This window comes from Pseudomonas sp. G7(2022) (genome assembly GCF_052660475.1).
In genome coordinates this window covers 5,840,782-5,855,830 of sequence record NZ_CP109659.1, presented here as the reverse complement: position 1 = coordinate 5,855,830, position 15,049 = coordinate 5,840,782, and the positions used below count along the sequence as shown (strand labels likewise).

Here is a 15,049-nt window from a genome sequence, read left to right as displayed (position 1 = left end):
GGTGGTTCGAACAACAATGCAATAACGGATACACCACGGTAATCGAGAACCCCATGCCTCAACCGCGTCCCTACAAAGTTGCACTCAACGGCTACGGCCGGATTGGTCGTTGTGTCTTGCGTGCATTGTTCGAGCGAGGCTCGGCGGCAGGGTTTGAAATTGTCGCGATCAACGACCTGGCCGACATGGCCAGCATCGAATACCTGACACGCTTCGACTCCACTCACGGCCGGTTCCCCGGCGAAGTGAAGGTCGACGGCGATTGTCTGCATATCAATGGCAACTGCGTGAAGGTCCTGCGCAGTGCCACTCCCGAAGGCATCGATTGGGCGTCGCTGGGCGTCGATCTGGTGCTCGAATGCTCCGGCGCCTGGCACACCCGCGCAGACGGCCAGCGTTTCCTCGACGCCGGCGCGCCACGAGTGCTGTTTTCGCAGCCGATGGCCAGCGAGGCGGATGTCGACGCCACCATCGTCTACGGCGTCAATCAGGATTGTCTGACCGGCGACGAACTGCTGGTGTCCAACGCTTCCTGCACCACCAACTGCGGCGTGCCGCTGTTGCGTCTGCTGGACAAGGCGATCGGCCTGGAATTCGTGTCGATCACCACGATCCACTCGGCGATGAACGATCAGCCGGTGATCGACGCCTATCACCACGAAGACCTGCGCCGCACCCGTTCGGCGTTCCAGTCGGTGATCCCGGTATCCACTGGTCTGGCGCGTGGTATCGAGCGCCTGCTGCCGGAACTTGCCGGGCGAATTCAGGCCAAAGCCGTACGCGTGCCGACGGTCAACGTGTCCTGCCTCGACATCACGATGCAGACCGCCAGCGACACCGACGCCGGCGAGGTCAACCGGATCCTGCGCGACGCCGCCACCAGCGGCCCGCTCAAAGGTCTGCTGGCCTACACCGAGCTTCCCCATGCTAGCTGTGATTTTAATCATGACCCACATTCGGCCATCGTCGATGCCAGTCAGACCCGCGTTTCCGGCCCTCGGCTGGTGAACATCCTGGCCTGGTTCGACAACGAATGGGGTTTTGCCAACCGAATGCTGGATGTTGCAGAACACTATCTGCAGACAGCGACTTCAAAAAAACCGTAGGAAGTGCGACCCATGACCGTGTTGAAGATGTCCGACCTCGATCTGCAAGGTAAGCGCGTATTGATCCGCGAAGACCTCAACGTCCCAGTCAAGGACGGTGTTGTCACCAGCGATGCGCGTATCCTGGCTTCGCTGCCGACCATCAAGCTGGCCCTGGAAAAAGGCGCGGCCGTGATGGTCTGCTCGCACCTGGGTCGTCCGACCGAAGGCGAGTTCTCTGCCGAGAACAGCCTCAAGCCAGTCGCCGACTACCTGAGCAAGGCCCTGGGCCGCGAAGTGCCGCTGGTGGCCGACTACCTGGGCGGCGTTGACGTCAAGGCCGGCGACATCGTGCTGTTCGAAAACGTGCGCTTCAACAAGGGCGAGAAAAAGAACGCCGACGAACTGGCCCAGCAATACGCCGCCCTGTGCGACGTGTTCGTGATGGACGCTTTCGGCACTGCTCACCGTGCTGAAGGTTCGACCCACGGCGTTGCGAAGTTCGCCAAAGTCGCCGCTGCCGGCCCGCTGCTGGCTGCTGAGCTCGAAGCACTGGGCAAAGCCCTGGGCGCACCGGCCAAGCCGATGGCGGCCATCGTTGCCGGTTCCAAGGTCTCGACCAAACTCGACGTCCTGAACAGCCTGAGCCAGATCTGCGATCAACTGATCGTCGGCGGCGGCATCGCCAACACCTTCCTCGCGGCGGCCGGTCACCCGGTCGGCAAGTCCCTCTACGAGCCGGATCTGCTGGACACCGCGCGCGCCATCGCCGCCAAGGTCAGCGTGCCGCTGCCGGTGGACGTGGTAGTTGCCAAGGAATTCGCTGAAAGCGCCGAAGCGACCGTGAAGCTGATCGCTGACGTTGCTGCCGACGACATGATCCTCGACATCGGCCCGCAAACCGCGGCCAACTTCGCTGAACTGCTGAAGTCGTCGAAAACCATCCTGTGGAACGGTCCGGTCGGCGTGTTCGAATTCGACCAGTTTGGCAACGGCACCAAAGTGCTGGCCGAAGCCATCGCCGAAAGCGCGGCGTTCTCGATTGCCGGCGGTGGCGACACCCTGGCGGCCATCGATAAATATGGCGTGGCTGAAAAGATCTCCTACATTTCCACCGGCGGTGGCGCGTTCCTCGAGTTCGTCGAAGGCAAGGTGCTGCCGGCCGTTGAAGTCCTGGAAAGCCGGGCCAAGGCCTGAGGCCGCCCGTTTGGCCAGGCAAAGGAGTGTTCAGATGGTCAAGTCGTTAGCGCTGTTGTTGCTGACCGGTACGCTGGCGGCCTGCGGGAGTAACCCGAAGGCCGAGGCGACACCGGCACCGGGCGAGGCACAGAAAGGCTGCTACCAGGCCGACTGGCAGGCCGAAACCAACCCGGTGCTGAACAAGCGCTCGGGGCCGGAAGGCCTGGACAAGTACGAGACGCAAACCCCGGCCAAGGAACATGGTTGTCCTTGACCGGTCTGACTCTTTACTCAAGTCCGGCGGCGTGCGCTGCCGGTCGAGGAACACGGATGAAAGGCCTGATCGCCGTTGCGGCACTGGGATTGTTGGGTGGTTGCGCGCAGTGGAACCCGTTCCAGTCGTCCGCCCCTGTGGATAACTGGACCACCTGGACCTGCGACAGCCAGGCCAAGGTGCGGTGGCGCTTTACCGACGCCGGCCAGAAGGAAGTCGATGTGCGACTGGGCGGTGGCGATCAGGTCTATCACCTGAAAGAAGAGCCGGGTGCCTCGGGCGCGTTGTACAGCGACGACATGCTGGCGTTTCACATCAAAGGTAATGAAGGCCTGGTCTACTGGGTCGCTACCAATGATCTGATCGGCCGGGGCTGCAAAGCCGAATAAAACAGAATCTGCTTTATCGAATCACCAGGCCGGGCCTCAACCCCCGATCTGCAATCACTTGAATAGCCGCCGCCGCTCCGGCAGGCTGGCACGATTAACGACCCAAACCGGGAGAGACACACACAATGGCACTTATCAGCATGCGCCAGATGCTGGACCACGCAGCCGAGTTCGGCTACGGCGTTCCAGCCTTCAACGTCAACAACCTTGAGCAGATGCGCGCCATCATGGAAGCCGCTGACAAGACTGACTCCCCGGTGATCGTTCAGGCTTCGGCCGGTGCCCGCAAATACGCCGGCGCCCCGTTCCTGCGTCACCTGATCCTGGCGGCGATCGAAGAGTTCCCGCACATCCCGGTGTGCATGCACCAGGACCACGGCACCAGCCCTGACGTCTGCCAGCGCTCGATCCAACTGGGCTTCAGCTCGGTGATGATGGACGGCTCCCTCGGCGAAGACGGCAAGACCCCGACCGACTACGAATACAACGTCCGCGTGACCCAACAAACCGTCGCCATGGCTCACGCCTGCGGCGTTTCGGTAGAAGGCGAGCTGGGCTGCCTGGGTTCGCTGGAAACCGGCATGGCCGGTGAAGAAGACGGCATCGGCGCCGAAGGCGTTCTGGACCACAGCCAGATGCTGACCGACCCGGAAGAAGCCGCTGACTTCGTCAAGAAGACTCAGGTCGACGCCCTGGCCATCGCCATCGGCACCAGCCACGGCGCCTACAAGTTCACCAAGCCGCCTACCGGCGACGTGCTGGCCATCGACCGCATCAAGGAAATCCACAAACGCATCCCGAACACCCACCTGGTGATGCACGGTTCCTCGTCGGTACCACAAGAGTGGCTGGCGATCATCAACCAGTACGGCGGCGACATCAAAGAAACCTACGGCGTACCGGTTGAAGAAATCGTCGAAGGCATCAAGCACGGCGTGCGCAAAGTCAATATCGACACCGACCTGCGCCTGGCATCCACCGGCGCCATGCGTCGCCTGATGGCCACCAATCCGAGCGAATTCGACCCACGTAAATTCTTCGGCGAAACCGTCAAGGCCATGCGCGATGTATGTATCGCTCGTTATGAAGCTTTCGGTACCGCCGGCAACGCTTCGAAGATCAAGCCGATCTCGCTGGAAAGCATGTATCAGCGTTATCTGAAGGGTGAGTTGAACGCCAAGGTCAATTGAGACTGGGTATTTAGCTGACTGAATAAAAAATCCGCCGAGAGGCGGATTTTTTATGAGCGACGATATCCTCGGGTCATGAGGCTATCCAAAAGTCAGAGTAAACGGCGCTGCTGCTCGCTCAATGGCACTGACCACATGAGGCGCCTGTTCCCGATATTGTGGATAGCGCGCAAGTACCGCTTCAACCGAGGCAAGCAATCGCTGAATGCGCGCCCTCGGCTGCTCGATCTCACAGGTGTGGGCAAACTCCAGCAATCCCTGTCGCGAGGCAAACATCGACTTGTTGCCCGCCAGATCCAGAGCCAGCACATCCTCCGGAATATAAGCCGTGGTGTTGACGATGTCATAAGCCGGCGCCAGGCGCGCGTCGCGCTGAGTGGGTTCGGAGTAAAGCAATCCAAAGTTTTTCAAATGAGCGTCGCCATTCCCGACAATGCAGCTCAAGGCAACGCTATCGAAAAGTTGATCAAGTGATGCGCGTACATGCTCGGCCGGGCAGTACACACGGATGGCCTTGGCAATTGCCGCATAGCTTTTGCTGTACTTCTGGCTGGCCGACAACCCCATCAACACCGCCATGTCTTCAAAACCGATCGGGTTGAGCTGATCGTCGCGGTCAAAGCGGCGCATGACGAACAGCTTGGCATTATCGGAAATGTAAAACGGCGGAACGGGAATACCCGCTTCTTTCGCCATGGACATACAAAGGAATTCGTTGACTGCCAGACCGGGAAACTCGTCTCGGCCACTTTTGATAATCAAGTCCGAGGTTTTCGAGGTCACGCGGGGTAACGCGGCTTCCTGTTGTTCCGGAACCAGCAATTTTGGCTGAGCACCCGAAATGCCTGCTCGCAGAATGTAGCGATCCATCAGGCCGGCGAAAATATCTTCCGTGCCGTCCCACGTCAGAATCTCCTCAAGTTTTTCTCCTGGAAATTGTTGTTCTTCCAGCAAGGCATCAACCGTTTCAGAGCGCACTTGAACCCTGCCAATGGGAGAGGTGCTACCGGAGAGCGCCAGCAACAGCATCGGGTCGACATTCACGGTCTTGGCCAGGCGATTACGCAGTTGCTCCAGCACGTAGCCTTCCGGCAGGTTCATCTGAAAAACAGGGTGGAGCTCGCGTCGGCGAAACTCGTCATGCCGCACAGGCATCGACAGGCTGATAGCCACATCTGGCAATGCATCGTCGTGATAACGGAACGTGAAGTCCTCGCCATCGCTGAAAAGCCTGCCACTATGCCCCTCAGGCGTACTGACTTTGAGAGAGGTCATCTTCATTCGAATAAGTCCCCAAGCTCTTCAAGGGTTGGCATGGCGGCTGGGACGACAGCGAGTTCGCAATCCAGTGCACCGAGGACACGCGCATAGGCGATCATGCCGACAGAAAGGGTGCCTTTTTCTACGGCGATGACCTTGTATCGTGTCAGCCCTGCGAGGTCGGCAAGCTGAGCTTGGGTCAGGCCTCGGCGGATACGTTTTTCGCGCAATTGGTCGCCAAGGCGAGTGATCAACAAAATATAATCCATGTGCTGTTACCGGAACATAAATATATAAATGTTACGTTAGCACAACATTCTGATGATGGTGGTGTTTCGTAGGCCTACCGCAGACGTGTGGCAATGATCGCATCAAGGTAATTCACATTCCCGAACACCCACTTGGTGATGCACGGTTCCTCGTCGGTTCCACAAGAGTGGCTGGCGATCATCAACCAGTACGGCGGCGACATCAAAGAAACCTACGGCGTACCGGTTGAAGAAATCGTCGAAGGCATCAAGCATGGCGTGCGCAAGGTCAACATCGACACCGACCTGCGTCTGGCATCCACCTGCGCAATGTGTCGCCTGATGGCCACCAACCCGAGCGAGTTCTACCCGCGTAAATTCTTCGGCGAAACCGTGAAGGCGATGCGCGATGTATGTATCGCTCGCTACGAAGCTTTCGGTACTGCCGGCAACGCTTCGAAGATCAAGCCGATCTCGCTGGAAAGCATGTATCAGCGTTATCTGAAGGGTGAGTTGAACGCCAAGGTCAATTGAGACTGGGTGTTGAGCTGATTTGAAAGAAACCCGCCGTGAGGCGGTTTTTTTTTGCCTGAATTTTTATGGCGAACTCATATTTCTGCTGGGTGAAATGTCACCTATAACGGACAAAATGAAGATTCGCTTGGCGATAAGCCCGATATGGGTGACATTTTCATCGTCTGCGCAGCTGCCACTTTTTTCAAAAATGGGGACGGATTTATATGTTTTGATAGATATCAAATCCTTGGCGGACTGGTTGGACACGATGGGTAAGTTGCAACGAAGATATCCTCCTGTTAATCAATAAATAAATCCGCCCCCTTTTTGCTCTCTTTGATTGTCCATGGCCGTATACAGTCATCCGATAAATAGGTATCCCGTTTTTTAGTCCGAATAGATATAAAAACTGTGATTTCTTACAGGTGTGCGTCGTGCAAGTTCTCGATAAATTGAAGGGGTTCCTGAGAACCAAAATAAAGTTAAGTAGGGGGCTGAAAAGTGATCATTACTCAAATTTCACCGAATACACCATTGTCGCCTCCTGGCGTATTAATGATGGTCGCTTTTGACTTTAATGCTTACCCCTTGCCAAGGATGAGAAGTGTTGCGCCTAAAATAACTCAGAATGCGGGGTCTGTTGGTCAGCAGTACTTTCAAATTCAATATCTGTTGCCAGACTGCACGAGGGTTGGTGATGTGCTGGAGTTCTATTTGGTGGATGTCAACATTCCTTTTCCTGTCCTTGTATTGACGTATACACTCGATGATTACTCTATTTTCTGGGCTTTACGAAAGCAGCAAGGAGTATTCATTAGAGGTGAAATAAGTGTGAACGTATTGACCGCGCGCGGTATCACACCGGGGACGTACGATCTAGAGGCCGTTCAATATGGTGGAGCAATTCCAACGCCACCTTCTCCGTCTCCACAGATTACAACGCTTCCAACTCGAAATACTGCCGTGAGTTTCCTCAATACTTATGTGATCACCTGAGTGAGCGAGAGCGGTAGAAGTGGAACCCCAGGATTATGGATTCTTGGGTTTGCGGGAGATCCGTCGGAGAAATGCAAAAAAGGTGACTGCAAAAAAGGTCAAAAAAGGTGACAGATTTATTTTTTTATTTCTGCGGTAAATAAATCTGTCCCCTTAAACTAATCATCCAGCCATCTGCCTCCGCCAGAACATCTACCACAGGCGCAATCAAATGGGTGATACCTACGACCACCCATACTACCTGCTGGAGTGGGTAGAGGAAAGCGAGGTGGGGGAGTATAGTGATCCGATTCGGTGGCTATTCCATTAGTGATAATCTCTTCGGCGATTACTGTACCGACTTCTGCACCCAGGCCAATTAATCCAATAGCTAAAGGTATGAGTGCTGGTATAACTCTAGGTTGGTGGAAAGGTTCATTCGAAAATTGAGGAACCCAAACGGACTCAATTTCGCTCATGCGTACAACCTCAACCTCGTTGTCCTGAGTTTCCATGATGAGGCTTTCTGTCGGCTTGTCGACTCCTGCTATCGCACCATGGAGCATTCGGCCGTCCTTGGTTCTAATGGCTGTAGGATCACCAGTCTCCAGAAGCAATGAAACGAAAAGTGGTTTGATTTTCATTTTTAAGTCCTGACTTTTTTATTGGTTGCACGAGAAGTGAGGAAAGTCGAAAAAATAAGAATAGGTGACAGATTTATTTCCCAAGTGGTTACGGCTGCATGATAAATAAATCTGTCTTCTTTCATTTGTCTGACTTAATTTTGTTTCTATGAAAAGTTATTTGTCGGGTTTGCCTGTTTTTTTTTTTTTTTTTTTTGAGGTGGGTCCAGCTCTATATTACGGTTATTTCGCAGTTATGGTTTAATGATGCTACTACAACTTTTCCGGCGATATTGGTTTGTGCGTAGCTGAATCTATATATGCCGCTTGGCATTCCATTATTTTTTATGTTTTCTATAGGGAAGGATGTTATGAGTCTGCCTTTGTTATCTTTTATTTCTCTGTTTTCGAAATTTTCATCAACGACGTCGCAGCAGAAGATGAAAGATTTGGAGCTGTTCTTGAAGTAGGTTCGAATGGTATCTCCCCTTCTTGTGTTTATATGGAGAGGTATAGTAGTTCTTAAAAAAGCAATGCCGTTTTCTGTACCCGTTTCAAGGTATGGGGCAGGGGCGACTGTAGCATTGGTAACGACGGTGGTCGGTAGCGGTAAATTGATGACCGGGCCACTTGCAGGTATAGAGCCCTGTGGTGTTACTGATGTGATTGTGGTTGGCATTGTATGGCTCTCCAATAGGTTGTGAGCCAATGATTTAGAATTGTGGAGTTAATAGCAACTGTCATATTTGACAGTTTTTTATGGTTTTTCGCTAGTTGGTTGATTTCAATTGGTTCTTAAGAGATTAAAATTTTCAATTTCAACATTCGCTAGTTTCTCTTTGTGATTTCCTATTCGACTTCTTTGCCGCCTCTACAAAGAAACCCGGCGTTGACGGGTTTCTTCGTCGTAGCTCTGCTTGAGTCAGTCGCCGATTACATTTTTGGCTCCACGTTATCCAGCGCCTGATTCACCGCCAGTTCCCCGAGCATCACCACCTGCGCGATACCCAGCGCGGTTTTGCGGTGGGATGCCGGCAGTATTGCGGCGAAGTTGTTGAGCATTTCGCTGGCGCAGCCGAGGGTTTCGCTGGCGTTGACCAGCAGGGATTCAGTGCTGTAGGCGGGGTTGGCGAAGTACATGCGGTCGGGTTCATTGGCTGTGGCCATGATGCGGGCGCCAGGGCAGAGGTAGTGGTCGAGGGCGCGTTCGGCGGCTTCGTTGAGTTTTTTGGGGTCGAGGGAATCGTAGGGGGAGGCCGGGTCTGTGACCGGCGGATGAGGGGTCGATTGAATCATGTTTCGTCTCCGGGAAATGAAGCCGGCACCGGATCGCTACTAAACGATGGGGTGGCAGCTGAACGCAGGTTAGTAGACCGGGGAGACGCGAACCGGCGCGCCCGAAAGCGCCCTGCGTACAGCTACCATCGAGCGCAGATATCGAGATATCTCACTTTCTGGAGTGCAAATACGCCTCGCGAACCCTCGGGCTACTAAACCCGATCACTGCGAATCAGTGACCCGAATCAAGTTACCGACGGCCCTCCAGGCGCACAAGCCGGCGGATTCTGGCGTACCGGTAGGCAGCGACGCAAGACGTTGTAGGCTTCGGGAAGTTACGCGGGGCTGGTTTAAACATGACCGTTTAATGCAGGTGCTGCTACTGGCGCCATCGCTGGAAAGTCGAATCGACGCACCGCAGCTCCCACAGGTTACTTGTCGTGGTCAATGTCCAGTTTTGAGAACGTCACCTGCCCACCCTCGCTGGTGTACCCGGTGTTGTCCTGCACATACACGCCCGCCTTGAAATACAACGGTTTGTTGCGCCACGTCGCGCTGATCTGCGAGTCCCACTGATACCCCGCCGCACTGATACCCAGCGCACCACCGGGGCTCAGGTGAATCAGGTAATTGAACTCGCGATCGAGTTTGATTCCGGTCGCCAGGGTAATCACCCGGCTTTCGTCATCATCCGGATGCATCCGCACCTTGATCACCAGGTTGCCGGAGTCCAGTTTGCTCTTGTACTGATACTCAAGCTTCACCAGCGGTTTCTGACTTTCATACGCATGAATCTGCCCGATGACGATCTTGCCCGAGCTGGGCACCTTGTTGACCGAAAGGGTCGCGCGCAGCAGGTTGTCGGCGTCCGGGTAATACCAGTTGCGCAGCGTTCCGTTGCTGTAGGTCTCGCGCAGTTCGGTGCGCGGGTAGATGGCGTTTTCGGTTTTCGAGCCGGTCACCGGGGACCAGAAGAACAGGGTGCCGGTGTCGGAATGGAAGTACTGATCCTTGAAGCCGTTCACCAGTTTGGAGGTTTCGACGGTGTAGGGCGGGCTGCCAACGGGAACGCTGAGGTTCCAGGTTGCGAGGTCGATCATGTCGGTTCTTCCACTCTATTTCTCTTGCACGCGCGTGCCAGAAGCTCTAGCCCGCGCCTCTTGGGGGCGGCCTTTATAAGCGTAGAGGGATTTTTTGTTAACGGCCGTCTGGCGGATGATTGGCGTCAACATCCTGTCGAAATGCCATGTTTCCCGGTTTTCGGGGGCTGCAGCGATGACCGTTAGTCGGCTACTCACCGGTTTGGTTAAATGATGGCCTGATGACAGCTACTGCTTTTTCGGATCCAGGACTAGAGTGAAGGCTCAGTAACTGTACGGTTTTCACGAGAACCGGCCGCGTCCCGATTGGATGTCCCGACAAGAGAAGCAGCATGGAATGCGCGCAACCCACGCCAGGTGAAGGCAGCTCAGTCCTTTTGATCGTTGATGATTACCCTGAAAATCTGATCAGCATGCGCGCGTTGCTGCAGCGCCAGGACTGGCAGGTCATGACCGCGGCTTCCGGCTTCGAAGCCCTCAGCCTGTTGCTCGAACACGACGTCGATCTGGTGCTGCTGGATGTACAGATGCCGGGCATGGACGGTTTCGAAGTCGCACGCCTGATGCGTGGCAGCCAGCGCACGCGGCTGACGCCGATCATATTCCTCACCGCCAACGAACAGTCCCAGGACGCCGTGATCAAGGGCTATGCCAGCGGTGCGGTGGATTACCTGTTCAAACCCTTCGACCCACAGATTCTAAAGCCCAAGGTCCAGGCGTTGCTGGAGCACCAGCGCAACCGCCGGGCGTTGCAGCGCCTGAGCCAGGATCTGGAATCGGCGCGGGCCTTCAATGCGTCGGTGCTGGATAACGCCGCCGAAGGCATTCTGGTGCTGGCCGAGGATGGTTTGATCCGTTTCGCCAACCCGGCGATTTCCCGGTTGCTCAATGCGCCGGTGAAGGAGCTGGAAGGGCAGGAGTTTCTCGATTTCCTGCAGAAACCGCACATTCCGCTGTGGGCCGATTCCGAGTTCTACGCCAGTTACAAACGCGGTGAGACGCTGCGTTTACACGACGCCTTGCTGCGCACCGCGCCGGGCCAGCAAGTGCCTGTGGCCCTGTCCTGCGCGCCGCTGCCGAGTGAACAGCACGCGATGGTGGTGACGGTGCTGGACATGTCGGTGGTGCGTCACCTGCATCAACAGCTCGAATTCCAGGCCGTCACCGATCCGCTGACCGGGTTGCTCAACCGCCGGGGTTTCTACCAGACCGTGGAAAACCTGCTGCTGCGCGGCGAACGCACGGACAGCAGTTGGGTGCTGATGTACCTCGATCTCGACGGCTTCAAAAGGGTTAACGATTCCCTCGGCCATGATGCCGGGGACCGAGTGTTGCGCTGGGTCTCCGAACAATTGAAAGCCTGCCTGCGGCCGTTCGATATTCTGGCGCGGATGGGCGGCGATGAGTTCACCGCGCTGCTGGATCTGGAGTTTCCCGAGCAGGCGGCGAAGATTGCCGAGAAACTCATCGAGCGGGTGTCGATCTGTCAGCAGATTGAAGGGCTGGATATCGCTCTGGGTGCGAGCATTGGCATCGCCACGTATCCGGACTGCGGCAACAACCTCGACGGCTTGATGCGTGCTTCGGACATCGCCATGTACGAAGCCAAGCGCGCCGGGCGTCAGCAATATCGCTTCTACGATCACGAAATGAACGGCCGCGCCCGCTCGCGGCTGATGCTGGAAGAGAGTGTGCGAACCGCTATCGAGAACCGTGATTTCAATCTGGTCTATCAACCGCAGGTGGCGGTGGGTGACGGCAGAATTCGCGGTTTCGAGGCGTTGCTGCGCTGGCAGCATCCGAGTGTCGGCGATGTGCCGCCGGGGCTGTTCCTGCCGTTGCTGGAAGAGGCGACGCTGATCAGCCGGCTCGGCAGCTGGATCTATCATCGCAGTGCCGGACAACGTAAGGCCTGGGAGGCTGAATTCTCCAAGGATCTGGTCATCGGCGTCAGCCTGAGCAACACCCAGTTCGGCCTGCCGAATCTGGTGACCGAATTGCGTCAGGTGCTGGAACGCCATGGATTGCAGCCACGCCAGATGGAAGTGGAAGTGACCGAAGAGGCGCTGACGGTCAATCCTGACGAGACCCGCAAGCAGCTGAAGTTGCTGCGCAATCTCGGGGTGCGGGTGGCGCTGGACGATTTCGGCTCCGGCTCCTGTTCGGTTTCGCATTTGCGGGATCTGGAGCTGGATACGCTCAAGCTCGATCGCCACTTGATCGCCCGATTGCCCCACTCGACCCGGGACGCTTCGCTGGTACGCAACGTCATTGCGCTGAGCAAGGAGTACGGGTTGCTGGTGATTGCCGAAGGCGTTGAAACCATCGAGCAATACCAATGGCTGCAAGCTCATGGTTGCGAGTACGTGCAAGGATTCCTGGTGGCGCGGCCGTTGGTCGCCGAGGACGCCACGCGCTTTGCCGAGCCCTTCGACTGGAGCGCGCTGGCCGGTTGAATTCGCTACACTGGCGGCCTTTTCATGACCCGTGCCGCCCATGACTGCGTTGAAATACCTCCAGGCCTATCCCGCGCAATTGCAGGATCAGGTGCGCCAATTGATTGCCGAGGATCGCCTCGGTGATTACCTGAGCCAACGCTATCCGGGCCGCCACGATGTGCAGAGCGACAAAGCCTTGTACGGCTACGCGCTGGACCTGAAACAGGAATACCTGCGCAACGCCCCTGCCATCGACAAGGTCCTGTTCGACAACCGCCTCGACCTGACCCACCGCGCCCTCGGCCTGCACACCACGGTCTCGCGGGTGCAGGGCGGCAAGCTCAAGGCCAAGAAAGAGATTCGTATCGCCTCGCTGTTCAAGGAGGCCGCGCCTGAGTTTTTGAAGATGATCGTCGTGCACGAACTGGCGCACTTCAAGGAGTCGGATCACAACAAGGCGTTCTATAAATTATGTGAGCACATGCTGCCGGGCTATCACCAGATCGAGTTCGATCTGCGGGTGTACCTGACGTGGCGGGACATGCAATAAAAAATCAAAAAAACGGAGTGCATGCATGGACGTGAGCAAGACCAAGAGCAGTTTCTACCGGCGCTTGTACGTGGCGTACCTGATCGACAGCGGCCTGGCCAGCAGCGTGCCGGCGCTGACCGAGGTCACCGGCATGCCCCGGCGCACGGCGCAGGACACCATTGCGGCGCTGGCGGATCTGGATATCGTCTGCGAGTTCGAACAGGAAGAAGGCGCGCGCAATCATGCGGGGCGCTATCGGATTCGCGAGTGGGGGGCGATTGACCGGGGGTGGATCGAGCGGAATTTGCGGCAGATAAAAGCGGTGCTTGAGTATCCCTAAGTCTTGCAGTGCTTTGGCTGGCGCCATCGCGAGCAGGCTCGCTCCCACAAAAGACACGATTCCTTCAGTCGGAATGCAATCAAATGTGGGAGCGAGCCTGCTCGCGATGGGGACTTCAGGAACGCCGCATCCCGATGTGCGGAATGTCATCCTCCAGATACTCCTCACCCGCCACGACAAACCCGTACCGACCGTAATACCCCTGCAAATGCGCCTGGGCCGACAGATAGATCGGCACTTCAGGCCAACGCTTCTCGGCCTGTTTCAGCGCCTGTTCCATCATTTGATGGCCCAACCCCTTGCCACGCCCGGCCGGCGCTGTCAGTACGCGGCCGATCACCACGTCGCCACCCTGGGATTCCGGGTCCAGCAGGCGCAGGTACGCCACCAACTGATCACCTTCCCAACCCATCAAATGGCAGGTGTCGCCGTCCAGATCCTGACCGTCCGGATCCAGATACGCGCAGCGCTGTTCGACCACGAACACCTCCGAGCGCAATTTCAAAATGGCGTACAGCTGCTCCAGTCCCAGATCGCTGTGATGTTTGCAGACCCACTCGATTGTCATCTTTCGATTCCTTGAACTACGTCGCCCGATACTAAGCGCAGCGTCGAAATATGTCTGTATGGCTGAGAAATCTGTGACAAAGGCCAAAATGCCATCATTCCCTTCTGGCGGCATCGACATCTTTGTGTAATCTGCTGGGAAGCGCTGTGCAATGGCTTCAATGAGCTAATGTTAGGGCCTGGGATTCGCCGGTAAGGGGCCTTGGGGTTTTGACTGAAAACACGCCGGGCAGCCCGCCCGCTAAGGATTTTCAAGCATGCCGCGATTGCATCGAGCGTTCGCTTTGATCGGATTGCTGTTGCTGGCTCAAAGTGCTGCAGCGGAGAAACTGCGTCTGGTGTTCGACGTCTGGCCGCCCTTTACCGATGACACGCTGGTCAACGGTGGTCTGGCCACAGACATCGTCAGCACGGCCCTGGCCCGGGCCGGCTATGCCAGCGATTACGAACAGGTGCCGTGGGCGCGGGCGCTGCTCGGGGTTGGCGAGGGGCGTTACGACGTGCTGGTCAACGCCTGGTACAACGACGAGCGCAGGAAGCTGGGACAGTTTTCTGACGAGTACCTGCTCAACCGCGTGCGTTTCCTCAAACGCAAAGACACGCCCATCGAATACAACAACCTGCAGGAACTGCACACCTATCCGATTGCGGTGGTGCGCGGTTATGCCTATTCGGCGTCGTTCGATGCCGACACCGCGTTGCAGAAAGTCCCTGTGCATAACTTCGCCATGGCCGTGCGCATGCTGGCGGCGGATCGGGTCAAGCTGACCCTGGAAGATGAATACGTCGCCCGTTATTACCTGGCCCGTGAATCACCGAAAGTGCGCAACGCGGTGGAGTTTCTGCCCAAGCCGCTGAGCGAAAACAGCCTGCACATTCTGGTCAGCCTGAAGAACCCGGAGCACGAGCAGATCGTGGCCGGGTTCGACAAGGCGATTGCGGCGATGAAGGCTGATGGCAGCTATGACAAGCTGCTCAGGCAGCATGGGATGTAAGGGGCTGATCCAGAATTTGCGGTGTGATTGATTGCCTCATCGCCAGCAGGCTGGCTCCCA

17 protein-coding genes and 1 pseudogene are annotated in these 15,049 nt (G+C 56.5%); 11 read left to right on the top strand and 7 right to left on the bottom strand.

The features are described 5' to 3' along the window. Positions 1-53: 53 nt before the first annotated feature. From epd to fba, 5 genes are all read left to right on the top strand, one after another. Entirely contained in the window at positions 54-1,106 is a 1,053-nt protein-coding gene (gene epd / locus NE357_RS26855) for an erythrose-4-phosphate dehydrogenase (protein ID WP_169432264.1), read from the top strand. A gap of 12 nt (positions 1,107-1,118) precedes the next feature. Further along, the gene (locus NE357_RS26850; protein WP_169432263.1) at positions 1,119-2,282 is read left to right on the top strand and encodes a phosphoglycerate kinase; all 1,164 of its coding nucleotides are present in this window, start codon (positions 1,119-1,121) and stop codon (positions 2,280-2,282) included. Between the two features lie 34 nt (positions 2,283-2,316). Further along, positions 2,317-2,538, top strand: a complete 222-nt coding sequence (locus tag NE357_RS26845) for a hypothetical protein (RefSeq protein ID WP_169432262.1) — start codon at positions 2,317-2,319, stop codon at positions 2,536-2,538. Between the two features lie 56 nt (positions 2,539-2,594). Further along, on the top strand, positions 2,595-2,927 hold the full coding sequence (locus NE357_RS26840) for an MliC family protein (protein ID WP_169432261.1): 333 nt from the start codon (positions 2,595-2,597) through the stop codon (positions 2,925-2,927). Between the two features lie 125 nt (positions 2,928-3,052). After that, positions 3,053-4,117, top strand: a complete 1,065-nt coding sequence (fba, locus tag NE357_RS26835; RefSeq protein ID WP_007959708.1) for a class II fructose-bisphosphate aldolase — start codon at positions 3,053-3,055, stop codon at positions 4,115-4,117. 81 nt (positions 4,118-4,198) lie between these two features. On the opposite strand, the gene NE357_RS26830 is transcribed toward fba, so the two are convergent. Both NE357_RS26830 and NE357_RS26825 read right to left on the bottom strand, forming a co-directional pair. Then, positions 4,199-5,398, bottom strand: a complete 1,200-nt coding sequence (locus tag NE357_RS26830) for a type II toxin-antitoxin system HipA family toxin (RefSeq protein WP_169432260.1) — start codon at positions 5,396-5,398, stop codon at positions 4,199-4,201. Continuing rightward, on the bottom strand, positions 5,395-5,646 hold the full coding sequence (locus NE357_RS26825; protein ID WP_169432259.1) for a helix-turn-helix domain-containing protein: 252 nt from the start codon (positions 5,644-5,646) through the stop codon (positions 5,395-5,397). The genes NE357_RS26830 and NE357_RS26825 overlap by 4 nt, the downstream gene beginning before the upstream one ends. A gap of 120 nt (positions 5,647-5,766) precedes the next feature. Here NE357_RS26825 and NE357_RS26820 point away from each other — a divergent pair. Together NE357_RS26820 and NE357_RS26815 are read left to right on the top strand one after the other, a co-directional pair. Beyond that, a pseudogene (locus NE357_RS26820) lies at positions 5,767-6,159 on the top strand (class II fructose-bisphosphate aldolase); the annotation flags it as partial. 483 nt (positions 6,160-6,642) lie between these two features. Further along, positions 6,643-7,137, top strand: coding sequence for a hypothetical protein (locus tag NE357_RS26815; protein WP_169432258.1), 495 nt, complete (start codon positions 6,643-6,645; stop codon positions 7,135-7,137). A gap of 158 nt (positions 7,138-7,295) precedes the next feature. Here the strand turns inward: NE357_RS26815 and NE357_RS26810 are convergent, their stop codons facing one another. The 4 genes from NE357_RS26810 to NE357_RS26795 all read right to left on the bottom strand — a co-directional run bounded on the left by NE357_RS26810 (position 7,296) and on the right by NE357_RS26795 (position 10,117). Then, positions 7,296-7,760 carry a hypothetical protein gene (locus tag NE357_RS26810; RefSeq protein WP_169432257.1) on the bottom strand — a complete coding sequence of 155 codons (465 nt, stop codon included), beginning with the start codon at positions 7,758-7,760 and terminating at the stop codon, positions 7,296-7,298. A 211-nt stretch (positions 7,761-7,971) separates the two neighbouring features. After that, a complete protein-coding gene (locus NE357_RS26805; protein WP_169432256.1) occupies positions 7,972-8,418 on the bottom strand; it encodes a hypothetical protein in 447 nt (148 codons plus the stop codon). A gap of 254 nt (positions 8,419-8,672) precedes the next feature. Continuing rightward, entirely contained in the window at positions 8,673-9,035 is a 363-nt protein-coding gene (locus NE357_RS26800; RefSeq protein WP_169432255.1) for a DUF6124 family protein, read from the bottom strand. Positions 9,036-9,448: 413 nt separating this feature from the next. Then, positions 9,449-10,117: a polysaccharide lyase family 7 protein gene (locus tag NE357_RS26795; protein WP_169432254.1), complete on the bottom strand. Its 669-nt coding sequence runs from the start codon at positions 10,115-10,117 to the stop codon at positions 9,449-9,451. 332 nt (positions 10,118-10,449) lie between these two features. Between NE357_RS26795 and NE357_RS26790 the strand changes: the two genes are divergently transcribed. From NE357_RS26790 to NE357_RS26780, 3 genes are read left to right on the top strand one after another with little or no spacing between them, the layout of a single operon-like run. Continuing rightward, positions 10,450-12,573, top strand: coding sequence for a putative bifunctional diguanylate cyclase/phosphodiesterase (locus tag NE357_RS26790; protein WP_169432253.1), 2,124 nt, complete (start codon positions 10,450-10,452; stop codon positions 12,571-12,573). 40 nt (positions 12,574-12,613) lie between these two features. Then, positions 12,614-13,105, top strand: coding sequence for a M48 metallopeptidase family protein (locus tag NE357_RS26785; RefSeq protein WP_114886018.1), 492 nt, complete (start codon positions 12,614-12,616; stop codon positions 13,103-13,105). 25 nt (positions 13,106-13,130) lie between these two features. Next, a complete protein-coding gene (locus NE357_RS26780; protein WP_007894945.1) occupies positions 13,131-13,427 on the top strand; it encodes a winged helix-turn-helix domain-containing protein in 297 nt (98 codons plus the stop codon). 115 nt (positions 13,428-13,542) lie between these two features. Here NE357_RS26780 and NE357_RS26775 read toward each other — a convergent pair whose 3' ends face one another. Continuing rightward, positions 13,543-13,995, bottom strand: a complete 453-nt coding sequence (locus NE357_RS26775) for a GNAT family N-acetyltransferase (RefSeq protein ID WP_169432252.1) — start codon at positions 13,993-13,995, stop codon at positions 13,543-13,545. A gap of 256 nt (positions 13,996-14,251) precedes the next feature. Here NE357_RS26775 and NE357_RS26770 point away from each other — a divergent pair, with 256 nt between their 5' ends. Beyond that, a complete protein-coding gene (locus tag NE357_RS26770) occupies positions 14,252-14,989 on the top strand; it encodes a substrate-binding periplasmic protein (protein ID WP_169432251.1) in 738 nt (245 codons plus the stop codon). Positions 14,990-15,049 lie beyond the last annotated feature (60 nt).

What these genes read in the sequence shown, in the direction of transcription:
- NE357_RS26805 (WP_169432256.1), bottom strand. Translation starts at nt 8,418, where the DNA reads ATGCCAACCACAATCACATCAGTAACACCACAGGGCTCTATACCTGCA.
- NE357_RS26785 (WP_114886018.1), top strand. Translation starts at nt 12,614, where the DNA reads ATGACTGCGTTGAAATACCTCCAGGCCTATCCCGCGCAATTGCAGGAT.
- NE357_RS26800 (WP_169432255.1), bottom strand. Translation starts at nt 9,035, where the DNA reads ATGATTCAATCGACCCCTCATCCGCCGGTCACAGACCCGGCCTCCCCC.
- NE357_RS26810 (WP_169432257.1), bottom strand. Translation starts at nt 7,760, where the DNA reads ATGAAAATCAAACCACTTTTCGTTTCATTGCTTCTGGAGACTGGTGAT.
- epd (WP_169432264.1), top strand. Translation starts at nt 54, where the DNA reads ATGCCTCAACCGCGTCCCTACAAAGTTGCACTCAACGGCTACGGCCGG.
- NE357_RS26850 (WP_169432263.1), top strand. Translation starts at nt 1,119, where the DNA reads ATGACCGTGTTGAAGATGTCCGACCTCGATCTGCAAGGTAAGCGCGTA.
- NE357_RS26775 (WP_169432252.1), bottom strand. Translation starts at nt 13,995, where the DNA reads ATGACAATCGAGTGGGTCTGCAAACATCACAGCGATCTGGGACTGGAG.
- NE357_RS26770 (WP_169432251.1), top strand. Translation starts at nt 14,252, where the DNA reads ATGCCGCGATTGCATCGAGCGTTCGCTTTGATCGGATTGCTGTTGCTG.
- NE357_RS26780 (WP_007894945.1), top strand. Translation starts at nt 13,131, where the DNA reads ATGGACGTGAGCAAGACCAAGAGCAGTTTCTACCGGCGCTTGTACGTG.
- NE357_RS26825 (WP_169432259.1), bottom strand. Translation starts at nt 5,646, where the DNA reads ATGGATTATATTTTGTTGATCACTCGCCTTGGCGACCAATTGCGCGAA.
- fba (WP_007959708.1), top strand. Translation starts at nt 3,053, where the DNA reads ATGGCACTTATCAGCATGCGCCAGATGCTGGACCACGCAGCCGAGTTC.
- NE357_RS26790 (WP_169432253.1), top strand. Translation starts at nt 10,450, where the DNA reads ATGGAATGCGCGCAACCCACGCCAGGTGAAGGCAGCTCAGTCCTTTTG.
- NE357_RS26830 (WP_169432260.1), bottom strand. Translation starts at nt 5,398, where the DNA reads ATGAAGATGACCTCTCTCAAAGTCAGTACGCCTGAGGGGCATAGTGGC.
- NE357_RS26845 (WP_169432262.1), top strand. Translation starts at nt 2,317, where the DNA reads ATGGTCAAGTCGTTAGCGCTGTTGTTGCTGACCGGTACGCTGGCGGCC.
- NE357_RS26840 (WP_169432261.1), top strand. Translation starts at nt 2,595, where the DNA reads ATGAAAGGCCTGATCGCCGTTGCGGCACTGGGATTGTTGGGTGGTTGC.
- NE357_RS26795 (WP_169432254.1), bottom strand. Translation starts at nt 10,117, where the DNA reads ATGATCGACCTCGCAACCTGGAACCTCAGCGTTCCCGTTGGCAGCCCG.